The 24886-nt window shown below is 43.3% G+C and carries 21 protein-coding genes and 1 tRNA gene; 13 read left to right on the top strand and 9 right to left on the bottom strand.

All coding sequences use genetic code 11. The annotated features are described in order from the left end of the window. Positions 1–53: 53 nt before the first annotated feature. Positions 54–1235 (top strand): MFS transporter, encoded by a 1182-nt coding sequence (locus ICV39_RS09905; protein ID WP_215389907.1) that lies wholly within the window; start codon positions 54–56, stop codon positions 1233–1235. A gap of 48 nt (positions 1236–1283) precedes the next feature. Here the strand turns inward: ICV39_RS09905 and ICV39_RS09900 are convergent, their stop codons facing one another. Both ICV39_RS09900 and ICV39_RS09895 read right to left on the bottom strand, forming a co-directional pair. After that, positions 1284–1709, bottom strand: a complete 426-nt coding sequence (locus ICV39_RS09900) for a universal stress protein (protein ID WP_215389906.1) — start codon at positions 1707–1709, stop codon at positions 1284–1286. 69 nt (positions 1710–1778) lie between these two features. Next, the gene (locus ICV39_RS09895; RefSeq protein ID WP_215389905.1) at positions 1779–2015 is read right to left on the bottom strand and encodes a hypothetical protein; all 237 of its coding nucleotides are present in this window, start codon (positions 2013–2015) and stop codon (positions 1779–1781) included. Positions 2016–2493: 478 nt separating this feature from the next. On the opposite strand from ICV39_RS09895, the gene ICV39_RS09890 reads away from it, so the two are divergent. The 4 genes from ICV39_RS09890 (at position 2494) to ICV39_RS09875 (ending at position 8424) form a co-directional block, all read left to right on the top strand. Further along, a complete protein-coding gene (locus tag ICV39_RS09890; protein ID WP_215389904.1) occupies positions 2494–2904 on the top strand; it encodes a hypothetical protein in 411 nt (136 codons plus the stop codon). Positions 2905–3080: 176 nt separating this feature from the next. After that, a complete protein-coding gene (locus ICV39_RS09885; protein WP_215389903.1) occupies positions 3081–4070 on the top strand; it encodes an efflux RND transporter periplasmic adaptor subunit in 990 nt (329 codons plus the stop codon). Next, positions 4070–7198, top strand: a complete 3129-nt coding sequence (locus ICV39_RS09880) for an efflux RND transporter permease subunit (protein WP_215389902.1) — start codon at positions 4070–4072, stop codon at positions 7196–7198. The genes ICV39_RS09885 and ICV39_RS09880 overlap by 1 nt, the downstream gene beginning before the upstream one ends. Further along, positions 7195–8424 carry a TolC family protein gene (locus ICV39_RS09875; RefSeq protein ID WP_215389901.1) on the top strand — a complete coding sequence of 410 codons (1230 nt, stop codon included), beginning with the start codon at positions 7195–7197 and terminating at the stop codon, positions 8422–8424. Before ICV39_RS09880 ends, ICV39_RS09875 begins: the two co-directional genes overlap by 4 nt. Positions 8425–8668: 244 nt before the next feature. Here the strand turns inward: ICV39_RS09875 and ICV39_RS09870 are convergent, their stop codons facing one another. From ICV39_RS09870 to ICV39_RS09860, 3 genes are read right to left on the bottom strand one after another with little or no spacing between them, the layout of a single operon-like run. After that, positions 8669–10051 carry a TolC family protein gene (locus ICV39_RS09870; RefSeq protein WP_215389900.1) on the bottom strand — a complete coding sequence of 461 codons (1383 nt, stop codon included), beginning with the start codon at positions 10049–10051 and terminating at the stop codon, positions 8669–8671. A gap of 15 nt (positions 10052–10066) precedes the next feature. After that, positions 10067–10276, bottom strand: a complete 210-nt coding sequence (locus tag ICV39_RS09865; RefSeq protein ID WP_215389899.1) for a DUF2892 domain-containing protein — start codon at positions 10274–10276, stop codon at positions 10067–10069. Between the two features lie 19 nt (positions 10277–10295). Beyond that, positions 10296–13520, bottom strand: a complete 3225-nt coding sequence (locus tag ICV39_RS09860) for an efflux RND transporter permease subunit (protein ID WP_215389898.1) — start codon at positions 13518–13520, stop codon at positions 10296–10298. A gap of 94 nt (positions 13521–13614) precedes the next feature. On the opposite strand from ICV39_RS09860, the gene ICV39_RS09855 reads away from it, so the two are divergent. The 4 genes from ICV39_RS09855 (at position 13615) to ICV39_RS09840 (ending at position 17115) form a co-directional block, all read left to right on the top strand. Next, on the top strand, positions 13615–13923 hold the full coding sequence (locus ICV39_RS09855) for a helix-turn-helix transcriptional regulator (RefSeq protein ID WP_215389897.1): 309 nt from the start codon (positions 13615–13617) through the stop codon (positions 13921–13923). Positions 13924–13925: 2 nt separating this feature from the next. Continuing rightward, positions 13926–14144 carry a DUF2892 domain-containing protein gene (locus ICV39_RS09850; RefSeq protein ID WP_371816539.1) on the top strand — a complete coding sequence of 73 codons (219 nt, stop codon included), beginning with the start codon at positions 13926–13928 and terminating at the stop codon, positions 14142–14144. Positions 14145–14459: 315 nt separating this feature from the next. Next, the gene (locus ICV39_RS09845) at positions 14460–15641 is read left to right on the top strand and encodes an integrase core domain-containing protein (protein ID WP_215389895.1); all 1182 of its coding nucleotides are present in this window, start codon (positions 14460–14462) and stop codon (positions 15639–15641) included. Positions 15642–16044: 403 nt separating this feature from the next. Then, positions 16045–17115 carry a hypothetical protein gene (locus tag ICV39_RS09840; protein ID WP_215389894.1) on the top strand — a complete coding sequence of 357 codons (1071 nt, stop codon included), beginning with the start codon at positions 16045–16047 and terminating at the stop codon, positions 17113–17115. A gap of 46 nt (positions 17116–17161) precedes the next feature. Here ICV39_RS09840 and ICV39_RS09835 read toward each other — a convergent pair whose 3' ends face one another. After that, the gene (locus ICV39_RS09835; protein WP_215389893.1) at positions 17162–17371 is read right to left on the bottom strand and encodes a CDGSH iron-sulfur domain-containing protein; all 210 of its coding nucleotides are present in this window, start codon (positions 17369–17371) and stop codon (positions 17162–17164) included. 108 nt (positions 17372–17479) lie between these two features. Here ICV39_RS09835 and ICV39_RS09830 point away from each other — a divergent pair, with 108 nt between their 5' ends. The 3 genes from ICV39_RS09830 to ICV39_RS09820 all read left to right on the top strand — a co-directional run bounded on the left by ICV39_RS09830 (position 17480) and on the right by ICV39_RS09820 (position 21041). Further along, complete coding sequence (locus tag ICV39_RS09830) at positions 17480–18676, top strand: MFS transporter (RefSeq protein WP_215389892.1); 1197 nt, start codon at positions 17480–17482, stop codon at positions 18674–18676. Positions 18677–18858: 182 nt separating this feature from the next. Beyond that, positions 18859–20103, top strand: coding sequence for a glycosyltransferase family 2 protein (locus ICV39_RS09825; RefSeq protein WP_251372677.1), 1245 nt, complete (start codon positions 18859–18861; stop codon positions 20101–20103). Beyond that, on the top strand, positions 20100–21041 hold the full coding sequence (locus ICV39_RS09820; protein WP_215389890.1) for a hypothetical protein: 942 nt from the start codon (positions 20100–20102) through the stop codon (positions 21039–21041). Before ICV39_RS09825 ends, ICV39_RS09820 begins: the two co-directional genes overlap by 4 nt. A 6-nt stretch (positions 21042–21047) precedes the next feature. Here the strand turns inward: ICV39_RS09820 and ICV39_RS09815 are convergent, their stop codons facing one another. Next, positions 21048–21878, bottom strand: a complete 831-nt coding sequence (locus ICV39_RS09815; RefSeq protein WP_215389889.1) for a GGDEF domain-containing protein — start codon at positions 21876–21878, stop codon at positions 21048–21050. Between the two features lie 92 nt (positions 21879–21970). On the opposite strand from ICV39_RS09815, the gene ICV39_RS09810 reads away from it, so the two are divergent. Beyond that, positions 21971–23146 carry an HD domain-containing phosphohydrolase gene (locus ICV39_RS09810; protein WP_215389888.1) on the top strand — a complete coding sequence of 392 codons (1176 nt, stop codon included), beginning with the start codon at positions 21971–21973 and terminating at the stop codon, positions 23144–23146. A 205-nt stretch (positions 23147–23351) separates the two neighbouring features. Here the strand turns inward: ICV39_RS09810 and ICV39_RS09805 are convergent. Both ICV39_RS09805 and ICV39_RS09800 read right to left on the bottom strand, forming a co-directional pair. Further along, a tRNA-Lys gene (locus ICV39_RS09805) sits at positions 23352–23427 on the bottom strand. Positions 23428–23514: 87 nt separating this feature from the next. Beyond that, a complete protein-coding gene (locus tag ICV39_RS09800) occupies positions 23515–24885 on the bottom strand; it encodes an N-acetylmuramoyl-L-alanine amidase (protein ID WP_215389887.1) in 1371 nt (456 codons plus the stop codon). Position 24886: the final 1 nt, after the last annotated feature.

The following is a 24886-nucleotide window of genomic DNA, read 5'->3' as shown; positions in this document are numbered from 1 at the left end:
TCTGGCGAGATTTCAACTCGCGTCTAACGGATTAATGCTAAATTGAGCTTGTCATGTTTAAAAGCATTCTCGCCCTTCCTCGAGCCGTGTGGCTCATCGGGCTCATTAGTCTAGTCAATGACTCGGCTAGTGAAATGCTTTACCCCTTAATGCCTTTATATCTTGCCTCGGTATTAATGGCTGGTCCAAAGGCGCTGGGCATTATTGAAGGGATTGCTGAGGCTACTTCCAGTATTTTTAAATTAGTTTCAGGCGTAATCGTAGATCGCACTAAAAAGGCAAAGCCGTGGATTGTGCTGGGTTATTCACTTGCTGGTATTGGTAGACCTCTAATAGCAATCGCCAATTCTTGGTTATGGGTTCTGGCTATTCGCTTTACAGATCGTATGGGTAAAGGCCTTCGTAGTTCGCCTCGAGACGCCTTATTGGCAGAAAGCGTTAATAAAAATCAGAGAGGCATTACCTTTGGGCTCCATCGCTCTATGGATAATGCCGGCGCAGTCATTGGCCCGTTGTTAGCTGCGCTATTTTTATCTTTAGGGGTGCCACTCAGAGATATTTTTCTATGGGCGGTTGTGCCGGCAATCGTCACCATTGTGCTTGCCTTGTGTATTAAAGAGCCCCACAAAGAAGCCGTTCCACAAGCGAGTAAATTTGGTTGGTCTCTTGAGGGTATGCCTAATCAATTTAAAAGATATCTTGTTGTAGCAGGTATCTTTGCTTTGGCTAACTCCTCAGATATGTTCTTGCTATTAAGAGCAAGAGAGGCTGGGGTACCACAAGCAGATATTCCTTTGTTATGGGCAGCCATCTCTCTCATTACGACTTTATTTGGAACGCCTTTATCGGCCTTATCAGATCAGTTTGGCCGAAAGCGTTTTATTTTGATTGCGTGGATTGCTTTTGCTTTCTTTTATATCGCCATGGGCTTGCCTGGGATTTCTATGTTCCAAATATTTGCCTTGTTTGGAATTTATGGATTGTTTAAAGCCGCAACCGAAGGGGTGGAGAAAGCATTGGTAGCCGATATGGCGCCCAAGGGTCTAGCAGGCACAGCTTTTGGTTGGTTCAATCTCGTCACAGGTTTGATGTTGTTCCCAGCCTCGTTTATTTTTGGTTGGATTTATGAAGCCATTACGCCTTTATATGCCTTCCTATTTTCAGGTGGCTGTGCGCTTGTGGCATTTATGTTGATGGCGTTTTGGGTTGACCGTGCTCAGTCAACCGAGTGGTAAAAAAGGGCTCGTCAAGAGCCCTCTTTATTAAAGTAGTAAAGCCAAGGTTTATTTCACTAACAGTACAGGTTGTTTGGCAAGGCTAGATACTCGCTGCGCCACTGACCCAATTAATACGTCTAGTAGAGCGCTACGCCCTTTTGCACCCATTACTATGATGTCAACCTTGTCCTTATTCGCCAAGGTAATAATTTCCTCAGCAATATGCCCACGCTTAATTACCATGCTGTGTTTGACTCTCGCAGCATCTAAGACCTTTTGAGCGGGTTTTAGTTCTTTCTCGCTGATTTCGCGTAAATAGTCATCTACCACGCTCTTGGATACAAACTGCTTGACGTGAGTAAGACCTGTATCATCGTGAACGCTAACTAGGGTCACTGTTATTGGACTTCGAGAGTTTGATGCGAGTTTGGCGACATACTTTGCGGCATTTAAAGATGATTTCGAACCATCGATGGGTAGCAATATTTTCATTTGTTAGCCTTTCTTTGTCTAAGTCTATTGATTAAAACTACGTTTATTTGGTTGACGATATTTATGGATCTAGGGTCTATAAGGCTTAATCACTGTTTCAAGGGCATTGGCATCTCCTTGATCCTTCGCTTCCTCAATACGATTTCGTAAGTCGGTTACTTCCTTACAACTCATATTTCTAAGTTTTGAAGGGTCAACTCCATAGGTGTCTACAAGCCGTCTTCGACGAGCTGCACAAATCTGGAAACGGATGATCCAAAATAATCCAAATAATGCTGGCGACAGAATTAAGAGAAGAATGCTCATATTAAAGACCTAGGATTTAAATCTGCTTTTAATAAGATAAAACACAGCACCATAAAAGCAGCCAATTAAAAAGGTAATAGTAATAAGTCCTACGGCAAGTAAAGGATCAAATGGCTGAACTTGAAATGGTGAATTGAGCATGTGAAGCTTAAAGATGAAATTGAGTAGCGGTTGAGCCAAACCTATACCGACCAGAATTACCCAGAAAAAATGAATGCTCGAAAGGCATATGCCTCCGATTAGGGTTGTTCGAAATAGATTCATGATTTCTCCCCTTTATATGTGCAATCTTATGCCTATTTGAGAAGGGTGTCATGCAATTTTCAAGCTAAAGATATCGCTTTATTAGAGTTAATTTGATTTAAATCAAACAAGCTGTCGTTTAAAATGACAGATCTGTACACGTCAAATATCGCTCGTGCTACTTCAATCTAAATATGTCAACCAATTGAAATATTTCAGATGTAAAATTGAAAAAATGAGCTTTTTTAGGTCTAGGTACCTTCTTGTTCTGATGTTCTTACTAGCTGTAATTTTGCAGCTATTGACTCCTTTTTTACATGCACATACTGGGGCTTCAACTCAGTTTGGATTGCACCTACACGTAGTGAATACTGGTTTTGAGGCAGCAGTTGCTTCAGAAGTGGGTAAGTCATTTGTTACCAGCTCTTCTGAAGAGTCTCCAGAGGTTGGGGTGCCAGCCTCCCGTCAAGCCGATCAGATAGATCTGATTATTTGTGCGTTTTATGTATTGGTTTTGTTTGGTGTTGCTAATCTAAGCCTTAGCAATGTCTTAAGCCCGCTCTTTTCTAGCATTGAGAGATATGCTCACCAACGTTATTCTCAAAATAGTCCACCTATTTCTCTAGCCTCGCCAAACTACCTCTAAATTTTTGCGTGATTTCTTCGCGCTATCTGAGTTTCTATTCAGCATTTTTAGAGGTTGCTATGTATCCATTTCGATTTATTTGCATTTTTTCTGTTGCCATCATTTGTAGCAAGTATATTTTTGCTGCAGAATTTTCACCCAAATCATTGGCTATAAATTCAAGCCAGCAGGCTGTGATGGGGGTAAATTTTGTCCAGGCTATTCCTGTGGATTCAGGTTCTGTACTGGTTAGCGCATCTGTGACTGTGCCGCCAGAAAAGCAAGCGATCCTTTCCGCTCCATATCCAGGCCAGCTTAGCCAAATGGTTGTAGGTGTAGGTGATCAAGTGAAGGTGGGCTCTCCGTTGGCTTACTTCACAAGTCCGCAGATGGGAGATTCTAGGCAAAAATTATTAGAGGCAACATCGGATGCTCGCCTAGCTAAAGAAGCCTTGGTCCGAGATAATGAGCTATTTAAGGAAGGCATTATTCCTCAATCTCGCCTCAACATCACAAAAGCGAAAGCAGAAAATGCAAACGCCATGTTGATGGCAAGACAATCTGAATTAAAGGCCGCAGGTATCAACTTTGATGGCCCCAAAAACAAGGATGCATTTAATTCATACGCCACAGGTGCTCTAAAGTCGCCTATCCAAGGCACAGTTGTCGAAGCTCATAACTTAATCGGGCAGCGAGTCGATACTGGGACATTGCTTTTTAGGATCGCTGATATATCCACTCTTAACTTAGAGATCAATACATCTGGATTTAAATCAATGGGAATTCAGCCTGGTGATGAGATTGTGATTGCCTCGCGTAATGCTAAAGCAAAAGTGACCGGCGTCTCCCGGGCCGTCAGTGCGTCTCAGTCTGCTAGGGTAAGAGCATCGGTAGAAGAGCGCGGCACGTTACAAATGGGTGAGGTGGTTAACGCAACTATTCAAACCAAAATGAAGCCAAAAGGCCAAGACAAAACTTTATGGCAGGTACCTTCTAGGGCGATTACAAGCTGGAAGGGCCAAAGCGCGATCTTTATGCTGACTAATACTGGAGTGATCCTTCAACCGGTATCTGTGATCTCTAGTGATGATGATCTGGCCTCGATTCAGGCGCCGCTGTCTAGTGGAGTCAAAGTAGCAGTCACGGGCATTGCATCGTTAAAAGCCTTAGCGCAAAAGGACGAGTAATGTTTACTAAAGTAATTGACGCTAGTTTGCATTTTCGCAAGCTCGTATTGGCTATGGCAATTGCATTGGTACTTTTTGGTATCAACGCATGGCTGACCCTACCAATTGATGCATTTCCTGACATCTCTCCTACTCAGGTCAAAATCATCCTGAAGATTCCTGGAATGACCCCTGAGGAAGTTGAGCAAAGAGTAGTGCGCCCAATTGAAATCGAGATGCTGAGTATTCCCAAAAAGCGTATTGTCAGATCCGTCTCTAAGTATGGCATCGCGGATATCACAATCGATTTTGACGATGGTACTGATATCTATTGGGCTCGCCAGCAAATTTCTGAACGCCTTAATGCCTTTACTAAAGATCTCCCACCTGGCGCAACAGGAGGATTAGCTCCGATCACCACCCCATTAAGTGAAATCTATATGTTCACTTTAGAGGGTGAGGGTTTTAGTTTGAGAGATAAGCGTACCGTACTGGATTGGACGATTCGTCCCGAGCTGCGAACTATCCCTGGGGTTGCTGAGGTGAATGTTTTAGGTGGCGAGATTTTGACTTATGAAGTTATCCCTGACCCTGCTCGTTTAGCAGCTCGTGGTGTCACGATGGCTGATCTACGCAAAGCAGTTATGACCAACAATAGTAATGATGGAGCTGGTCGTATTGATCAGGGCGAAGAAACTCTGGTTGTCCGAGTCGAAGGCGCAGTAAAAAAACTGGATGATGTAAAAAAAACTCAAATCCCAAAAGCCAGTGGTGGGTCTGTCATGCTTGATGAGGTAGCTACAGTTCATTTTGGATCAGCGACTCGGTATGGGGCTGTTACTAAAGATGGCAAAGGTGAGGCAGTAGAGGGATTAGTTCTTGGGTTGCGTGGAGCAAATGCACGTCTACTAGTAGATTCTATTGAAGAAAAGTTAAAAGAAATATCCCCAAGGCTGCCAAAAGGCATGACGATTAATACTTTCTATAACCGAGGCGAGCTTGTCTCGCGAGCAGCTGGAACCGTTACCAAAGCTCTACTAGAAGCAACAGTATTAGTATGCATTACTTTGTATTTATTTTTAGGTGGTTATCGTGCTGCACTTGTTGTGGCGGCTGTATTGCCTTTATCAATTCTTTCTACTCTCATATTGATGAAGGCTTTTGGTCTGACTGCAAACCTCATGAGTTTAGGGGGCCTTGCTATCGCAATTGGCATGTTAGTTGATGCTGCAGTAGTCGTTGTTGAAAATGTAGAAACGGCATTTGGAGACCCCAATACATCCCATGCTCTCACAAAAACAGACATTATTTCTGTTGCCACTCATGAAGTGGTAAAGCCAGTAGTTGCTGGTGTATTCATCATCGCTGTTGTCTTCTTGCCTCTACTGAGCCTTGAGGGATTAGAGGGAAAATTATTTTCTCCTGTGGCTTTAACTATCGTGATGGCACTGGGTTCATCTTTATTGATTGCATTTACGGTTATTCCTGCTTTGGCCTCTTTTGTTCTAGAGCGTAAGGCTGATGAAGAAACTCGGTTTATGAGAAGAATTTCGGAAAAATATATCGATTGGCGTAATCACATCTGGGGTAACACTAAGTGGCTATATAGGGGGTCTGGTATTGGGCTAGTAGTTATGGTTCTGCTTTATATGATTGTCGGCAAAACCTTTATGCCGACCCTAGATGAAGGCGATATTTTGGTTCAGTTGCAAAAGCTACCATCAATTTCCTTGCAAGAATCACTCATGGTTGACTCGCGAGTGGAGCAGCTATTCTTAAAAGATGTTCCAGAAATCAAATCAATTGTTGCTAGAGCCGGATCAGATGACTTGGGATTGGATCCCATGGGGTTGAATGAAACGGATATGTTTTTGGTTCTTAAGCCTAAGAGCGAGTGGGATGGAAATAAGGACAATATTGCCAATAAATTAAGACAAGCTCTTGAGAACTTTCCAGGGCTTGTTTATGGCTTTACTCAGCCCATTGAGATGCGAGTTTCGGAAATGCTTACGGGCACTCGTGGTGATGTTGCCATCAAAATCTTTGGCGGTGACTTGGCGGAAATTAATAAAGCTGCTCAGGATATTGCAAGTGCGGTCCGAAATGTCAAGGGTGCGGCCGAAGTTATTGCTCCTCGAGCCGAGGGTATGCAATATTTGAGTCTAAAGATTAATCGCACCGTTGCTGGACAAGCCGGATTTTCGATTGAAGACTTACAGCAAAGATTGCGCAACCAAATTGAAGGTGAAAATCTTGGTATTGTCTTAGATGGCGTAATCAGGACCCCACTAGTTTTAAGGGGTAATGACTATATTCGTACTAGTCCCGAAGCGTTTGGCGATCTCTTAATTTCAGCTCCAGATGGAAAGGCCTGGCCCATATCATCGCTAGCGGATATCAAGCAGATAGATGGCCCTATACGTATTGACCATGAGCAGTCCAGCCGGTTTGCCAGTATTCAGGTATCTGTTGATGGTAGGGATTTGGCAGGATTTGTTAAGGATGCGCAAGCTGCAGTGACAGCTCTCAATTTCCCAAAATCTTTAAATATTGTTTGGGGCGGTCAGTTTGAAAATCAACAGAGGGCTGCCGCGAGATTGGCGATTGTTATTCCTATTGCTCTGGGTTTAATTTTTGCAATTTTGATGATTACCTTTGGATCCGCTATCCAGGCCGGAATTATCTTCTTGAATATCCCATTTGCCTTAGTTGGGGGTGTTGTTGCATTGACCATATCAGGGCAATACCTATCTGTACCCGCATCCGTGGGTTTTATTGCATTACTAGGTATCGCTGTACTAAATGGCGTAGTCATGGTGACTCACTTTAATGAGCGTTTGGCAAAAGGCGATTCCATGTCTGATGTAATCCATTTTGGCACTGAGAGGCGATTGCGCCCGGTCTTAATGACTGCCGTAATCACGGCTCTGGGGATGATTCCGCTCTTGTTTGCTACAGGTCCGGGCTCTGAAATTCAGCGTCCATTGGCGATTGTTGTAGTTGGCGGGCTACTAAGCTCTACGTTATTGACGCTACTACTATTGCCCAAGCTCTACGAGCGATTTGGAGCCTTGAGAAATTGGGAGGAATTAAAGCGGGAGATTCATTTTGATCGTGCTGTGGAATTAATGAAAAGGATCAAAAAATGAAAAAGTTGATTCTATTGTTGCCATTACTTGCAATAGCTACCTCTATTCAAGCTGCTAACTTACTGCCAACAGATGACCAGGTAAAAAATGCACTTTATGCGAGTCCTAAAATTGGGGCGGCAGATGCTAGAAAAAGTTCGCTCAATTCAAAAGCAGATGCGATTGCTTCAGGTTCTCAAGAGTTCGTTGTCAGGGGCACTCGTCAAAGTCGAAATGTTACCAATATCCCAGTTGCCACAACCTATCAGGAATACTGGGCTGGTATTGAGAAGCCTATTCGCTTTTGGGGCAAAGGCGGCGTAGACGAAAAAATTTCAGACGCAACAAAAACGTTTGCGGGCATTGAGTTTGCTGACACGATGCACGAAACCAGCAAAGATTTATTAGCAACCTGGTTCAATTATTTAAAGGCATTGCAGTCTCGCATTGTTGCTGAAAAAAATAGTCAGTTAGGAGATCAAATCGGCAGAATCGCTCAAGTTCGATACAAGGTCGGGGATGTTGCAAGATTAGATGCTCAGTTGGCAACAGCTGAGCAAGGTAGGTTGAAGGCATTTCTTGAGCTCGCAAAGGCGCATGAGGGGGCAAGTGGCGAGGCGGTAACCCAGCGATACCCGGGCATTGCATTGATCAAGAACTTTAAATGGGAGGCCATTCCCAATCTGCAGACCAAAAAAGAGATATTGCGACAACAGTATTTAGAAAGAAGTCATGAGTTAAAGCTAGTCAAATCTGATGCAGAGCGTTTTGATCTACAGGCTAAACGAACTAGTTTGGATAGATTGCCGGACCCAACTATCGGAATCTACACTGCAAACGAATTTGGTGGTGCAGAAAGGATTAGTGGTTTGAGTCTATCTTTTCCTATATCCGGAAGTGCTCGCTTCTCAAATGCTTCTGCAGCAGCCTCTGAGGCTGAAGTCGCTCGTCAAAGAGTCCTGGAAACAGAGCAACGAATTAGTGTTGAATTTGAGCGTCTTTGGTCTCAGATGATGAGTCGAAAAGTAGCGGCAGAAACCTTGCTTGATTCAGCAAAGAGTCAAAATGATGCTGCACAAGCTGCTGAAAAAGCATACGTACTGGGCGAAGGAACGATTGCAGATTTGATTGCTGCTAGGAAGGCTGCAAACGAAAACCAGTTATCTGCTGATCTAATGCGCTTGGATGCGCTTGAGTCGTACTATCGAATGCGTCTAGATTTACATGAGATTTGGGATTTTGATTGAACTTGGGGTAAATTGATGAGGCGCAAAAGAAAAAGCCCCTAGAATTGAACTGACCCACAAAAGTTGGACACCCAATCCAACTAAAAGGGGTCAGTTCATTCTCAAGGGGTTTTTGTATAACTGGTGGGTCGGGCGAAATTCGAACTCGCGACCAACGGATTAAAAGAAGTCGTGGGTCTTCAAAACCCCAATAGCATAAGGGTTTGAGCAGCTAAAATATGAGTGTGCGATTGCCTTTGGTGTATTAATTGAGATATGCGTTTACTAGTGAAAGATCTTGTTCAGAGATCTCTCCTATAAGTGCCGCAAGACGTAAGCGATTGAGTAGGTAATTAACTTTCTCCATATAGAGTGCATAGTCATTTGCGATTAAATCACTTTCAGCCCCCAATAACTCCATAGTCGTGCGAGATCCATTGGAATAGCCAACGCGAGTAGACTTCAGTCTGGCTTCGCCTGTTTTTTGAGCAGTTGATAGGGCGTTTAACTTATCTTTTGCAGAATTAAGTGAATACCACACAGATCTTAAAGTTCTTTCCAAATTCTGCTCAGACTTACTGTACTCAGCCTTTGTCTTTTCAATTAATAACAAAGACTCTTCTTGCTTGGCTGTGCGATATCCGCCAGTATATAGAGGAATAGAGAGTTGCAATCCTACAAGATAGTTATTGGTTGCAGTATTGCTAGCAGGGCCAAAATTACCAGAACCACTCAAATTATCTTTTGAGGATTGAGCTACTGCATCAAGCTTAGGTGAGGTAATAGCTCCATACTTTTCAGCCTCTTCTTTCGCAACCTTTTCCTGGATGGAAAGCATTTGAAGTTGAATGTTCTGAGATTTCAATTTCGCTATATAGGTGTCAATGCTAGGAAGAGTAAGTTGACTGGAATTTAAACTAATTTTAAGCTTATCAACATTTACGGGGCCACCAAACAAATCTTGTAAAGCCAATTTTTTAACTGTTAAATTCGTTGTTGCATCTAAGACTCTCACTTTTACACTATCTAATCTTTCATTCGCTTCTTGCATATCAGTTTGGCTAGCATCACCAAGTTTGAAACGCTTTTCAATTTGCTGGCGAGTATTGGTGATTGCAGCCTCTTGTTTTTTGATCAATCTGACGGCTTCTTCAGCGCTAAGCACATCAAAGTACCGTTCTGCCACAAGCAAAATTAAATTTTGATTGGCTATGTAGGCACCGAGATTAGAGGCGTCTGCTGAAAGATTTAGCTGTCTACTTTGAGAAAGGCGTTCGCGGTTATAGATTGATTGAGTAGCGCCAACGGTATACCGGTTCACAAATCCATTGTTGACTGAGGTATTAAAATTTGCCCCATTAAACGTCCCCATTCCAGGCGCATAAAATTGAGCGCCTGTAGTAGTGGTGTTGTAGCTCATGCTGCCAGTTAGGGCTGTCAAGTTAATGCTGGGAAGCCATAGTGATGTTCCCTGATCACGCCTCTTTTCCCCTGCCATTTGCTCATAGCGACTCGCGATGAACTCCGGGTCTCTGTTTTGCGCCTCTCGCCAGACATCTATGAGACTTGTCGCTAATATTGGACTTGACGATATTGCCAGCAGTGCGATTATGGCTACTGATAAAGGTTTTATATGGAAGGGTTTCATTGCGGACCTTTGAATTTATGCACCAGCTTTGAGGCCTAGTTTTCGGACAATGCTTTCCATTAGGCACCATTGAGTCAAACCGCTTTGCAAAATATTGGCGCCAACAAAGGCTGTGAATGCCAAGAACCATTCATTGATAAACCATGGACTCGAAGGTGCTCCAAGTGCCACAGAAATTAAGATGAAAGCTCCCGCTATAACGCGAACTAGTTGCCAGGATGTCATGATGAATTCCTTTAATGAATTAATGGGTTGATTTGAGAATTCTGTCAACTCGATTCGAGTAGGTTGTGTAGTAGAGCAAGGGAATGACGACCAACGTTAAAGCAGTCGAGATCAGAATTCCAAAAATTAGAGAGATGGCAAGGCCATTGAAGATGGGGTCATCTAATATAAAGAAGGCGCCTAACATGGCGGCTAAGCCTGTCAACGCAATCGGCTGCGCCCTGGTGATTGCTGCATCAACTACAGCATCCTTGAATGCAATGCCCTCACGAACCTGCAGATTAATAAAGTCTACTAGTAGTATTGAGTTGCGCACAATGATGCCCGCTAGCGCAATCATACCAATCATGGAGGTCGCCGTGAATTGCGCACCCAATAGGGCATGTCCAGGCATGACCCCAATAATGGTAAGGGGGATTGGTGCCATGATGACGAGCGGCGTAAGGTAGGAGCCAAAGTGCGCTACAACCAAAAGGTAAATCAGTATTAAGCCAACTGCATAGGCAGCGCCCATATCACGGAAGGTTTCATAGGTAACTTGCCATTCGCCATCCCATTTGATGGCGTAATGTTGGTAGGGATCGGTTGGGGCTGCTGTAAAGAATTCTTCCACCTCTTTACCCTGTGGATCCTTAATTTCCTTTGTCAGGGATCTGGCTTTAAATAGTCCATATAGAGGACTATCAATTTTTCCTGCAGCATCTCCAATCACATAATTCACTGGAAGAAGATCCTTGTGATAGATAGTCTGCTCACGATCGGCGTCTACAATCGAAACTAATTGGCTTAGGGGAATGGCCTCTCGCTGTGAGTTTCTGATAGTTAACTTCAGAAGTTCATCTAATGAATCTTGTTTATTCTTAGGGAGTCGGATTTCTGTAGGCGCGGGATATTTCGACTCATCATGTATATAGGCGACGTTCTCTCCGGAGAGTCCGGCGCGTAGGGTGGTGACAATCTGTTGCTGAGAAATGCCCATCAAACTTGCTTTGCGACGATCAATCACCAAAAATTGCTTTGGTGATTTTGCAATGCTACTGTCATCAATGTCGACAACGCCCTCTGTTTTCTCCAGCGCAGATCGAGCTGACTTGCTTACGCTAAGTCGTCCTTCTGTAGTTGGGCCGTATATTTCGGCGACGATTGGTGAAAGTACTGGAGGTCCTGGAGGTACTTCCACTACTTTGACATTCGCAGAATATTTTTTTGCAATCTCTTGCAGCGCAGGTCGAATTCGACTTGCTATGATATGGCTTTGATCTGAGCGGTGATGCTTATCCACTAAGTTGACCTGGATATCGCCTAATGCTGGACTTTGCCTAAAGTAATACTGTCGCACCAAGCCGTTGAAGTTGATTGGCGCTGAGGTGCCAGCATATATCTGGTAGCTACTCACTTCAGGCGATTTTGCAAGTGTGACCCCCATTTCCCTCAAAACATCTGAGGTCTTCTCAATCCTCGTGTTTGGTGGCATATCCAGTATCACTTGAAATTCAGACTTATTATCAAAAGGCAGCATTTTTAGCACCACTAGACCAGTCACTGGCAATGCGATTGAAATTAAAATGGCACCAATCACTCCGCCAGCAAGTAGTTTCCGATTTCTTTTGCCGGATTGATCGCTTAAAAGAGGTTGAAATATTTTTTTGAACTTTGGACCGATCCACTGAGCAAGATTAAAGTGCGCCTTTTCCTTTTGATTGTCTGAATGTTTAGTCAACCAAATTCTGGCCATCCAAGGAGTGATCATGAAGGCAATTGCAAGTGAAAGCAACATGCCCATGCTTGAATTAATAGGGATGGGGCTCATGTAAGGTCCCATGAGGCCGCTGATAAAAGCCATTGGTAATAGGGCGGCAATAACCGTTAGAGTAGCTAATATGGTTGGGCCTCCGACTTCATCTACCGCGCCAGGAATAATTTCTTCGAGGCTTTTATTGGGGAAGAGTAATTGATGTCGGTGAACATTTTCTACCACCACAATGGCATCATCGACTAAGATGCCAATAGAAAATATCAGAGCAAACAAAGAGACGCGATTAATTGTGAATCCCCAGGCCCATGATGCAAACAAAGTCGCGGCCAAGGTAAGTACAACGGCAGACCCAACAATTGCAGCTTCTCTGCGTCCAAGCGCAAAGAAAATGAGTGCGACTACTGATAGGGTTGCAAATATTAATTTCTGAATTAGTTTGGTAGCCTTTTCATTGGCAGTTTCGCCATAGTTACGAGAGACGGCTATCTCAATATCCTTGGGTATTAAGGTGGCTTTAAGGGATTGCACTTGGTTAAGCACTTGATTTGAAACATCAACAGCATTTTCACCAGGCTTTTTAGTCACTGAAATCGTGACGGCAGGGTGATCTACAGAGCCCTTATCGGTAGCATCTGTATGCCAAACTAAGCGGTGATTTTGCATGGGTCCCTCTATAACTGCAGCTACATCCTTGATATATACCGGGTTGCCTTGGCGCACCCCGAGAGCGATGTTCTCAACATCATTTAAGTTTTTCAGGAAAGGGCCAGTTTCAATGGCAACTGCACCTTGTTCAGTAAGAAGATCACCAACAGGCATGCCTAGGTTGGCAGTTTCTAGCGCCATTCTGAGTTCAGGAATAGTGACGCCTTTGATGGCCATTTTCTCTGGACTAACTTCGATGCGGATGGCTTTTTTTGGGCCTCCTATAGTGCTAACTTCGCGAGTTCCCTTAATACGCTTTAAATCTATTTCTATTTTGTTGGCAATCTTCTCTAATTCATAAGAAGTTACTGAGGGATTTTTTGAAAATAGGGTAAGTGACAATATAGGTACATCATCAATTCCCTTTGGCTTAATAATGGCTGGCATAACACCTAGACCTTTGGGTAACCAATCTGAGTTGGCTGCTACCGTGTCATGCAGTCTCACTAATGCCTCTGTTCTGGGTACGCCCACCTTAAACTGAACAGTGATCACGGATAGACCAGTTTGAGACATAGACATGACATGCTCAATACCTGCAATTTGTGATAACACTTGCTCCGCTGGAATCGAGACCATTTCCTCTACATTCTTAGCGCTCGCGCCAGGAAAAGGAATGATGACATTGGCCATCGTTACATTAATTTGAGGCTCTTCTTCACGTGGGGTGACTATGATGGCAAATAAGCCCAGAAGTAAAGCGAGGATAGCTATTAGTGGCGTAATTTGCGCCCCTTGAAAAAATGCTGCTATTCGGCCTGAAATCCCTAACTGATTGTCCATGTCTTTGCGCCTAACTGATTAATTCATATAATTATATTATATAATAATGTAAAATGATCATATGATGAAATTAAATGGGGGCTGTAAGTCTTAAATGGCTATGAGTATGGATCTAGGAAGAATGCAAGAATCAGCTAATGAGGCTTGCAGACTGCTTAAAACGCTAGGAAATAGCGATAGATTACTATTGTTGTGTCAAATTAGTCAGGGTGAAAAGTGTGTGAGCGAACTTGAGGCAGCGCTAGATATTCGTCAGCCCACTTTGTCTCAGCAGCTCACAGTTTTGAGAAATGAAGAGCTAGTTGAAACAAGAAGAGAGGGTAAGCAGATTTACTATTCACTATCTAATTCTGCAGCTTTAGAGGTTATGAGTGTGCTTTATAAAAATTACTGTAGCAAATAACCATGGGAGGTGTTGATATGCAATGCAATGTTGGTGGTGCTGATAGAGTGATTCGGATCGTTATCGGTTTAGTTTTAATCGGATTAACTCTCACTGATAAAATTGGAGATTGGGGTTGGATAGGGGTTCTTCCACTAGTAACGGGCGTATTTAGGTTTTGCCCAGCCTATTCAATCATGGGATGCAAAAGTTGCTCAAAAGACAGCTCTTGCTGTAAGTAAATAAAAGGCCATCTTCGAGTGGTTTTTTGGTTGCCTATAACCTCGTTTGTCGGGTAACCCGACATCTCATATGCCCGAGTGTCGCATTTCGCGACACTTACCAACCAAATCTTCCAATAGTCGTCCACGGTCACCCAGCGTACCCATCCCCACTTAACCCGGTTCATAGGATCGTCAATTGTTGTCAGCAGTCACCACAGTTACACCAACCAAAAAGAAAAGCTACCCGAAGGTGGCCCTGTACGACTCGACACATAGTTAACACTTTATACCGGACACATGCTTTACAGTTTTTGGCATAGGAGGGACCACTCTATGCCGGGCAATGTTAGTACGAAGATGGACGAAAAGCTCAAATTTGTGTCGCGTTACTTAGATGGCGAGAAGATCTCTGCCTTATGCCAGGAGTTCGGAATCTCTAGGGTGACTTGCCATAAGATCATTGATCGCTATAAAGATAGTGGTTTAGAAGCCTTTACCGATCGCAGTAGACGCCCGTTTCGGCAAGCCAACCACTTACCCTTCCAGGTCGAGCAACTCATTGTCAAACTCAAAAAGGAGTTTCCGACTTGGGGCGCTCCTAAACTGCGGGATCGATTGCACACCCATTACCCCGATATTGCCTTGCCAGCTAAAAGTACAGTACACGCGGTACTCGATCGCCATGGCTTAGTGAAAAAGAAACGGGGTCGCCACCATCCCAAACTCACGGGAACCAACTTATCCGATCTCAAAGAGCCTAATGCCCTGTGGTGTGTCGATTACAAAGGCGAATTTATGCTCGGTAACAAGCAGTATTGTTACCCCTTAACGGTGACGGACTATGCCAGTCGCTTTTTGATTTGCTGTGAAGGGCTAGAGAGTACCCGAGAAGCCCAGGCCTTTACCGTCTTTGAGCAACTCTTTAAAGAGTATGGGCTGCCAGGCAGTATCCGCTCAGATAATGGTGTGCCCTTTGCGTGCGCCAATGCACTCTATGGTCTCTCTAGCTTATCGGTGTGGTGGCTGCGCTTAGGGATTGGGATTGAGCGCATTAAGCCAGGCAATCCTCAGCAAAATGGTCGGCATGAACGCATGCACTTAACGCTCAAACAAGCGACGACTAAACCGCCAGCTAAAACGCTGTTGCAACAACAAGATAAGTTTGAAGACTTTATCTATGAGTACAACTATGAGCGTCCTCATCAAGCCCTGGACATGAAAAAACCAGCCGATCTGTATATGCCATCGGCCCGCAAATACGAAGGCTTGCCTGATGTCAGCTATCCCTTCCACGATAAAACCGTCACTGTTACCAACTGCGGACGCATCTGTTTGGATGGCAAGAAGATTCACTTTAGTACGGTGTTCGCTGGTCATGACGTAGGATTGCGGCAAGTCGAGGACGACGTGTGGCTAGTCAGCTTTATGGATTACGATATGGCTTACTTTGATATGGAGTCTTCGCGGGTACAAGCCCTAGAAAACCCATTTGGTCCCAAAGTATTGGGGATGTGATTGGTAGATGTGTAAACCATGTGGTCGGTACTGGACGTAAAGCATGTGTCCGGTACGTACCTACAAATTTGTGGTGGGTCGGGCGAGATTCGAACTCGCGACCAACGGATTAAAAGATGTGAAATTGTAGATAGACAGTAGTCAAGACATTGACCTAAACCTGCCTTGAAAGTGGCGTGACGTTGACGGGTGGTCTTGCGGGTTTGATCGGGTTGGCGATGGAGCAGGGTGGTTTCGACATTATTTTGTCGGGTTACCCGACAAATCTTACTGATTCATAGGCTAATATTTCTATTAAGTTTCATTAACCTAACGTATCTATATTTTGTCCAAAAAAGTCACTGCCGCCGATTTCATCAGACGTGCCCGAGAGGTGCATGGTGATAAGTACGACTATTCAAAGATGGTATATATCGCCGCCATAAAAGATGTCACGATCATTTGCCCAATACATGGGGAATTTCAGCAGAGACCTGCAAATCATCTAAGTGGAAAAGGTTGTCGAGCTTGTGGTGGCAATAAGCCATTAAGCATTATGAACTTTATTATTCGGGCGCAGGTATTGCATCGCGGTCGTTATGACTACGCTTTTGTAGATTTTAAGAGCGTGGAGGATAAGATAAAAATCCTTTGTCCTGAGCATGGATTCTTTAATCAGCGGGTAATGTCTCACTTGAAGGGTTTTAATTGCCCCAGTTGTGGACGTGAATCTACAGCCCAAAAGCTCAGTCATTCATTAGAACGATTCTTGCAAGATGCCAAAAATATGCATGGCGATCGATATGATTACTCGCAAGTTGAGTACACCAATGCTTTAACCAAGGTAAAGATCATCTGTAAAGAGCATGGCCCATTTTTTCAATTACCTGCAGCCCATATTCGTGGGATTAATTGTTCGAAGTGTAGCGATATAGCCAGTGCCGATAAACGCAGACTAACTACAGACGATTTTATTGAAGCAGCTTGGCTGACTCATGGAGATGGATATGACTACTCAAAAGTCAACTACGCATCTGCTCAAGATAAAGTGGAGATCATTTGTTCGGAGCATGGATCCTTTTGGCAATCGCCCATTAATCATTCAAGAGGATCTGGTTGTCCTGGCTGTGCTGTTTCTGGGTTTGATCAAACAAAGCCAGCTACGCTTTATTATCTTGCCGTACTAACTGATAACAATGAGACTCTATATAAGATAGGGATCACCAACCTCTCAGTTCATAAGCGATTTTCCAATGCGGATCTTGAAAGAATCCGAACCCTTAAAACATGGCAGTTTGAGATAGGGGTAGATGCTGCAGAAGAGGAATTGAGGATTCTTCGGGAATTTGAAGATGATCAATATATAGGTCCTGATATCCTGATTGGAGCTGGGAATACTGAGTTATTTGTTAGGGATGTATTGGGTCTGGAAAATGAGGTTGGGCTTAAGTACTTCAAACAATGGTCTCAAGAGTCTTTTGACTTAGATGATTAGTAGGCCAAGTGTCGCGAAACGCGACACTTGAATATCCGTCTTTTAACTACAGCGAGTTATGTGTCCCATCGCAAAATGGGCTGTTTTTGGTTTTGGTGCAGCCGCATACATAGATGGTCTCATCTTTGGTTGCTTTAAATTGACTTGGTGTCTTATCTGTAGTCTTGTGTGAACCATTGCATAGGCCTGTGCCGCTGAGGCCGCAAACACATAACCAATATTCTTGACCGGCTTTCACTTCAATTGCGTAGGGCATTGCTATTCTCCTGGTTAAAAGGCTAATTACATCTTACAGCTTCTTAGTGACAATAGCTGTCATTTGATAAGACAGTTCAGCTCAATAAGATGCTAAATTAAACCCGTCATGTTTAAAAGTATCCTCGCCCTTCCTCGAGCCGTGTGGCTCATCGGGCTCATTAGTCTAGTCAATGACTCGGCTAGTGAAATGCTTTACCCCTTAATGCCTTTATATCTTGCCTCGGTATTAATGGCTGGTCCAAAGGCGCTGGGCATTATTGAAGGGATTGCTGAGGCTACTTCCAGTATTTTTAAATTAGTTTCAGGCGTAATCGTAGATCGCACTAAAAAGGCAAAGCCGTGGATTGTGCTGGGTTATTCACTTGCTGGTATTGGTAGACCTCTAATAGCAATCGCCAATTCTTGGTTATGGGTTCTGGCTATTCGCTTTACAGATCGTATGGGTAAAGGCCTTCGTAGTTCGCCTCGAGACGCCTTATTGGCAGAAAGCGTTAATAAAAATCAGAGAGGCATTACCTTTGGGCTCCATCGCTCTATGGATAATGCCGGCGCAGTCATTGGCCCGTTGTTAGCTGCGCTATTTTTATCTTTAGGGGTGCCACTCAGAGATATTTTTCTATGGGCGGTTGTGCCGGCAATCGTCACCATTGTGCTTGCCTTGTGTATTAAAGAGCCCCACAAAGAAGCCGTTCCACAAGCGAGTAAATTTGGTTGGTCTCTTGAGGGTATGCCTAATCAATTTAAAAGATATCTTGTTGTAGCAGGTATCTTTGCTTTGGCTAACTCCTCAGATATGTTCTTGCTATTAAGAGCAAGAGAGGCTGGGGTACCACAAGCAGATATTCCTTTGTTATGGGCAGCCATCTCTCTCATTACGACTTTATTTGGAACGCCTTTATCGGCCTTATCAGATCAGTTTGGCCGAAAGCGTTTTATTTTGATTGCGTGGATTGCTTTTGCTTTCTTTTATATCGCCATGGGCTTGCCTGGGATTTCTATGTTCCAAATATTTGCCTTGTTTGGAATTTATGGATTGTTTAAAGCCGCAACCGAAGGGGTGGAGAAAGCATTGGTAGCCGATATGGCGCCCAAGGGTCTAGCAGGCACAGCTTTTGGTTGGTTCAATCTCGTCACAGGTTTGATGTTGTTCCCAGCCTCGTTTATTTTTGGTTGGATTTATGAAGCCATTACGCCTTTATATGCCTTCCTATTTTCAGGTGGCTGTGCGCTTGTGGCATTTATGTTGATGGCGTTTTGGGTTGATGGAAAAATGCACTTTAAGCCGAATTTAATCAAGTCTTGATCTAGAAATCGATATGTGTGCTCTATTTGTCCAATGTTTACTGGGCTGATAGTTCTCTGGCAACAGAAATGGGTGTCTTTGATTGGCGTAGAATGAGAAATTAACCCAAATATATTGGCAATCCAATGTACATATCAGTAACACTTAAATTTGCAATTGCCTTAATTTTTTCATTGAGTTGGATGGGGTTATCAATCTGGCTTTCTCTGCCTTGGTATTCCGATCTAGCAACTCAAATAGGCGGAGTATTTGCGTATTTTCTGATTACGATGATCGCAATTGTCCCAGGCTTCATGAATGCATTTGTTTTTATATCTTTACTGCTGGATAAGCGTCCAAAAGTAATTGCTGACCAAAGATATTTGCCAGTAACTATATTAATTGCCGCTTATAACGAAGCTATGTCAATTGAAGCTACTTTGATGAGTTTGATTAAGCAAGAATACCCAGAAAAGATAAAAATAATTGTAATAAGTGATGGCTCAATAGACGGAACCGTTGATAAGGTTCGCAGTATTGCTGCAAATCATTCAAATATTGAACTAATCTATTTACAGCATAACGGCGGTAAGGCCTCCGCACTAAATCATGGTTTGAGTCATTCAACTACTGATGTAGTGATTACGATTGACGCTGATGGATATGTGTTCAAAGATGGAATTCGTAATTTGGTTGGTAGATATTTGTCAGATCCTCCCAATACAAAGGCAGTGGCCGGTGAAATACTGATACGAAATTCTCGTGAAAATTGGATCACAAAGGCGCAAGAATGGGATTATTTCTTGGGTATAGCTAGCGTTAAAAGAATTCAATCTTTATTTCAAGGCACATTGGTCGCGCAGGGGGCTTTTTCTCTCTATGACAGAAAGGTCTTATTAGAGCTTGGCGGTTGGCCGGAGATGGTTGGCGAAGACATTGTATTAACCTGGAAGATGCTTAATCGTGGTTATCGGATTGGTCACGCCGAGGATGCACTTGTATTTACGGATTGCCCTAATACCCTTAAGAAGTTTGTTAAACAGCGACAGCGTTGGTCCAGAGGGTTGATTGAGGCATTTAAGGAAAATCCGTTATTGTTGTTTAGGCCTCGATTAACCACCTTATATGTTTGGTGGAATACGATGTTCCCATTGATGGATATTGCCTATACCTTTGGATTTATTCCGGGGCTGATTTTGGCGTGTTTTGGAATTTATTGGATAGTTGGTCCCATGACCTTGTTCTTGCTGCCAATGGCTGCATCATTAAATTGGCTCATGTACATCAGAGGCAAAAAGATGTTTGAGAGTGAGCATCTTCATATTCGAGCCAATTGGTTTGGATTTGTATTTTATGTATTTGCTTACGGCTTAATACTCCAGCCTGCATGTGTGTATGGGTACTTCTCTGAATTTTTTAATCTTAAAAAATCATGGGGTACGAAATGAGCCGCGCCCTAAAAAGTTGTATATATTTTTTCCTTGGCTTGGCAAGTGGTTCTGTCCTAGCACAACAAAGTACTCCAACGCAGGCGATTTCAATTCCTAACGCATACATAGCATCAGATAGCGAAGGATTTTCGACTTATAAATATCGCGCTGGATATATGCCTTTGTATAGTAATGGTGAAAAATACACTGGTATTAACTATCAACATAATTACTTTACGCAAGGATCTTGGGATTCGTCAGCCGAGGTCTATACATTGCTAACTAAAGCGATTAACCCTAGAAATGGACTGGGTTATAACGCAAACATTAGCTATAACCTTGAAAATGGTCATAAATTAATAGCGACAGATAGCTCATATAGTCTGCAGGCAACCGATACAACAATTATCGAGGCCTTATTAAATCGAGACCGAGTGGAGACCCAAAATTCGCTGAATAATGGGATTTATTACACATTTCCTGCTATCAGCATTGAGCAAAAAATCATTGATCGTCTGTCGGTGGTGCTGATGGGTGGGAATATGTATTTCTCAGATACTAATACCAGGCCAACAGTCAAAGCTAAATTAATCTATGATTTAGTTCCTGAGTATGGGCTTACGGCTCAATTGCGTTACAGGCAGTATCGAGATACGAATACTGCCGTACCAAATAACTATTTCAATCCATCCGAATATAGCGAAACTATGATCGCTTTTGGTTTTAGGAAGCGTTACGAAGGGTGGATGATTAATGGCACAGCTGGGGTTGGCCGTCAAACTGTCAATCAAGACCCAAGTACCACGACTCAGCTCTATGAGTTGGCGGCCACAAGCCCTGTAGCATCAAATGATTATTACTTTAAAACTCGTGCCGGCTATGGAAAATCAGCAGGATTTTTGGGTCCCAATTATTTCTATCGCTATGTGATGGAAGAGTTAGTTATTCCCTTTTAACCTGCACTAAAAGGCAACTTGATTTCTGCCGTTATTTTTTGCCCTATACATTGCCTCATCTGCTTGCTTTATAAGAACTTTGCAAAAATCATTAATAGCAGTAATCGACCCAGTTATTTCAGCAATGCATATGCCAATGCTAATGGTCAGCTGAATTGGCTTAACGCTTGATTGGCTATAGTCAACTTTTCTCTCAACCTGCTCTCTAATACGCTCTGCGATTATCTTGGCTTGCTGCTCGTCAGTATCGGGAAGAATAATAATGAACTCCTCTCCACCCACACGCCCAAAGTGATCATTACTGCGCAATAGACTTCTAATATAAGTAGCCAATGAGTGAAGTACTTCGTCGCCGATATTGTGGCCGTGTTCATCATTGATAAGCTTAAAGTGGTCGATATCTAACTCAAGTACAGCGAAAGGTTTTTTTGTTCTCTGGGATCTCTTAATTTCATTAGATAACTGGTATAAAGTTTCTGTACGACTTAAGCAATTGGTTAGTGGATCAAGTTGAGAGAGGATCGACATTAATTGATTCTCAGTATTTACTTGAGACATTAGTTTGTGAATGCCAATAGTTCCAATTAAAAGCGAGGCTGAGATTGGCAAGGAAAGAATGGCATCTGTCATATTGAAGTGATTAGTTTCTAATATGGAAAAAATAGGGCTAATTCTTCGCCCTAACATTAAAGTTAAACCAAGGCATAGAAAAAGCCAGCCCCACTTGTACCTTGTCGGCGATTTGATTGCTAGCAAAAAGGAAAAGAAAGCTGTTCCTGCTTGCGTTATAAAAGATAGAGAATATAAAAATAGAGCAAATATGCCCATAAAGCCCATGCAATGATTAATTTAATTTAATTTCTCACAGTAGACTCTAGCCGTCAATCAAAATCCCGTAATTGAGTAAATTTATCGGCTAATATTAAAAAATGAATGATCATCAGTTGGTGAAACAAGTTTGGGCCTTAGCGGCTTATTCAAATGCAATTAAAGTTTTGCTCAGGGCAAAGACGCAGCTAGAGCTGGTTCAGGGTGTTTGTGAAGGAATTACGAATCAATTTCCTTACGTAGTGTCTTGGGTAGGATTGATTAAGGAAAATCACACTAAGGATCTACTAGTTGCAGGTGTATCGGGTTCTGCAAGCGCGTACGCTGATGGAATTGTGGTGAGCTGGGATGAGAATATGCCCAGTGGTAGAGGTCCTTTGGGTACCGCAATCCGAACTCAAAAACCGTCCATAGTTAATAATTGTGATGTTGACCCAAATTTTTTGCCGTGGAGAGATCGAGCACAAAAATTTGGAATTAAAAGCTGTGTTGCTGTTCCTTTGCAAGCAGGGGAAAAAGTTATTGGTGGCTTAATAGTCTATGCAAGCATTGCTAATGCATTTTCATTGCCTGAAATCCATTTATTTGAAGGCCTTGCTGATGAAATTGCTTTTGGTATAGAGGGTTTGCAAAATCAAGCAATCATAGAACAAGATAAGTTACGCCAAGAAGAGTCTCAAAAACTTCTGATTAAGTCATTAGAGTCAATGGTTGGTGCAATGTCTACAACTATGGAATTGCGCGACCCATATACTGCAGGACATCAATATCGTGTAGCCATTATTTCAGAGGCTATTGCCAAGGAGTTAGGCTGTACTTCAGATCAAATTCATGGGCTGAAATTAGCCGCCTTGGTTCATGACATCGGAAAAATATCAATTCCTGCTGAAATATTAATGAAGCCAGTTGCACTGACTGATCATGAGCATGCCATCTTAAGAGATCACGTCAATAATGGATATAAGGTGCTTAAGGAAATTCCTTTTGTATGGCCAATCGCTGAGATAGTTAGACAGCATCATGAGAGAATTGATGGCTCTGGTTACCCGTTGGGACTAAAAGGCGATCAAATATTGCTAGAGTCAAAGATACTGGCTGTTGCTGACACGCTAGAATCAATGTCGTCATTTAGACCATATCGCCCTGCATTGGGTATTGATAAAGCAATGGAATTGGTGCTAAGTGAGTCAGGCAATCAATTAGACCCATTACCAGTTCAGGCGGCAAAAAAGTTGTATGACCAAGGGGCTCTTAATATGCTTATTAGTCGCAAGTAGTTTGTCGGGTTACCCGACAAACCATATGCCGTAAGTGTCTCGAAACACGACACTTACCAACCAAATCTTCCAATAGTCGCCTACGGTCATCCAGCGTCTTAGATCCCCACCTATTAACGTCTACAAGATCCCACATTGAGTCCATACAGTAACAACACATTTCATGAAACCAAAAGAAAAAGCCACCCGAAGGTGGCTGTATAACTGGTGGGTCGGGCGAGATTCGAACTCGCGACCAACGGATTAAAAGTCCGCTGCTCTACCGACTGAGCTACCGACCCAGTTAAGCCATAAATTATAGCAAGAAGTTCTTGGCTCTTCCTCGGTTGTGGGATGTCTACCCTTGAGCCCTTGTGTTTACAAGATCGCTATGCGTTGCCCCGTCTGGCGACGGGTGGATTCTTCGCAAAATAGTCCTTAATTCCCTTCAAAATGGCATCGGCAATACGGTCTTGGTAGCCATCATCATTTAATTTGGATTCTTCTTGGGGGTTGCTGATAAATGCGGTCTCTACGAGGATGGATGGAACGTCTGGCGCCTTAAGAACCGCAAAACCCGCTTGCTCAACCTTGCCTTTATGTAAGGGCGCAAATCCACCAATTTGTTTTAAGACAGAATTGCCTACTTGCAATGAATCCTTAATCTGAGCAGTGGTCGACATATCTAATAGTAGGTTAGCTACTTGTCGATCTTGGACTTTAATATTGATGCCGCCAATCAAATCTGAAGCATTTTCTTTATTGGCCATCCAACGCGCCATCGTACTACTAGCCCCCATCTGTGAAAGAGCAAAAACGGATGCGCCTTTTGCGTGAGGCTGAATAAAGGCATCTGCATGTATCGATACAAATAAATCAGCCTCAACTCTTCTGGCTTTTTGTACTCGAGTATGCAAAGGCACAAAGTAATCACCATCTCTGGTTAAGAAAGGGCGCATGTATGATTCATTTTCAATCTTGTCGCGCAAACGCTTGGCAATCGACAAAACGACATGCTTTTCTTTAGATCCTAAGGAGCCAATAGCCCCAGGATCTTCGCCACCATGGCCGGGATCAATCGCAATCGTAATCAAGCGCTTGTATTTGGCAGGAGCAGCAGCTTCCTTGGTCTCTGGAATAGCTTGAGCCACTGGACCAGAGGGGGCCTTGGCAACCTCTTTATCTTTCTTGGTAGCAAATTGCGCAATTAAATCGACTTCTTCATTGGATTTAGCTAAAGCCGTTTCCTTGCGGGCGCTATTTTTCACTAACTCCATTAGTGGGTCGGGTGGAGTGCTTGGGTATAAGTCAAACACCATACGGTAGTTGTATTCACCAACGGGATCTAATGTGAAGAGCTGTGGTTTGATTGGTTCTTTTAAGTCAAATACCAAGCGCACAATACCCGGCTGAAATTGACCAACTCGGATTTGTGAGACATAAGGATCATTCGGCTTTACTTTAGCAACGAGATCTTTGAGGGTTGGGTTGAGTTCCAGGCCTTGAACATCAACCACCAAGCGATCAGGGTTGGTCAGAATCTGCTGGGTAATAGGTAAAGGCGTATCAGACTCAAGCGTAATACGCGTGTAGTCTTCAGAAGGCCAAACACGCACGCCCAAGATCTTGGCGCCCCAAGCGAGATCAAGCTCTCCCAGTAGCAGCACTAGGCCAAGCGCCTTAGCGGTAGTTTTGAGATGGCGTCTTCTCGAAAAGCTAACCTGTGAATTGAGTATCTTGGGAGTATTTGGCTTAGGCATG

The organism is Polynucleobacter sp. MWH-UH25E (genome assembly GCF_018687095.1).
Lineage (GTDB): Bacteria > Pseudomonadota > Gammaproteobacteria > Burkholderiales > Burkholderiaceae > Polynucleobacter.
The sequence above is the reverse complement of the archived record's forward strand: the minus strand, read 5'-3'. Positions and strand labels throughout refer to the sequence as shown.

Bases quoted from the DNA above. Each gene is read 5' to 3' on its own strand.
- ICV39_RS09905 (WP_215389907.1), top strand. From the start codon at position 54: ATGTTTAAAAGCATTCTCGCCCTTCCTCGAGCCGTGTGGCTCATCGGG.
- ICV39_RS09900 (WP_215389906.1), bottom strand. From the start codon at position 1,709: ATGAAAATATTGCTACCCATCGATGGTTCGAAATCATCTTTAAATGCC.
- ICV39_RS09895 (WP_215389905.1), bottom strand. From the start codon at position 2,015: ATGAGCATTCTTCTCTTAATTCTGTCGCCAGCATTATTTGGATTATTT.
- ICV39_RS09890 (WP_215389904.1), top strand. From the start codon at position 2,494: ATGAGCTTTTTTAGGTCTAGGTACCTTCTTGTTCTGATGTTCTTACTA.
- ICV39_RS09885 (WP_215389903.1), top strand. From the start codon at position 3,081: ATGGGGGTAAATTTTGTCCAGGCTATTCCTGTGGATTCAGGTTCTGTA.
- ICV39_RS09880 (WP_215389902.1), top strand. From the start codon at position 4,070: ATGTTTACTAAAGTAATTGACGCTAGTTTGCATTTTCGCAAGCTCGTA.
- ICV39_RS09875 (WP_215389901.1), top strand. From the start codon at position 7,195: ATGAAAAAGTTGATTCTATTGTTGCCATTACTTGCAATAGCTACCTCT.
- ICV39_RS09870 (WP_215389900.1), bottom strand. From the start codon at position 10,051: ATGAAACCCTTCCATATAAAACCTTTATCAGTAGCCATAATCGCACTG.
- ICV39_RS09865 (WP_215389899.1), bottom strand. From the start codon at position 10,276: ATGACATCCTGGCAACTAGTTCGCGTTATAGCGGGAGCTTTCATCTTA.
- ICV39_RS09860 (WP_215389898.1), bottom strand. From the start codon at position 13,520: ATGGACAATCAGTTAGGGATTTCAGGCCGAATAGCAGCATTTTTTCAA.
- ICV39_RS09855 (WP_215389897.1), top strand. From the start codon at position 13,615: ATGGCTATGAGTATGGATCTAGGAAGAATGCAAGAATCAGCTAATGAG.
- ICV39_RS09850 (WP_371816539.1), top strand. From the start codon at position 13,926: ATGGGAGGTGTTGATATGCAATGCAATGTTGGTGGTGCTGATAGAGTG.
- ICV39_RS09845 (WP_215389895.1), top strand. From the start codon at position 14,460: ATGCCGGGCAATGTTAGTACGAAGATGGACGAAAAGCTCAAATTTGTG.
- ICV39_RS09840 (WP_215389894.1), top strand. From the start codon at position 16,045: ATGGTATATATCGCCGCCATAAAAGATGTCACGATCATTTGCCCAATA.
- ICV39_RS09835 (WP_215389893.1), bottom strand. From the start codon at position 17,371: ATGCCCTACGCAATTGAAGTGAAAGCCGGTCAAGAATATTGGTTATGT.
- ICV39_RS09830 (WP_215389892.1), top strand. From the start codon at position 17,480: ATGTTTAAAAGTATCCTCGCCCTTCCTCGAGCCGTGTGGCTCATCGGG.
- ICV39_RS09825 (WP_251372677.1), top strand. From the start codon at position 18,859: ATGGGGTTATCAATCTGGCTTTCTCTGCCTTGGTATTCCGATCTAGCA.
- ICV39_RS09820 (WP_215389890.1), top strand. From the start codon at position 20,100: ATGAGCCGCGCCCTAAAAAGTTGTATATATTTTTTCCTTGGCTTGGCA.
- ICV39_RS09815 (WP_215389889.1), bottom strand. From the start codon at position 21,878: ATGGGCTTTATGGGCATATTTGCTCTATTTTTATATTCTCTATCTTTT.
- ICV39_RS09810 (WP_215389888.1), top strand. From the start codon at position 21,971: ATGAATGATCATCAGTTGGTGAAACAAGTTTGGGCCTTAGCGGCTTAT.
- ICV39_RS09800 (WP_215389887.1), bottom strand. From the start codon at position 24,885: ATGCCTAAGCCAAATACTCCCAAGATACTCAATTCACAGGTTAGCTTT.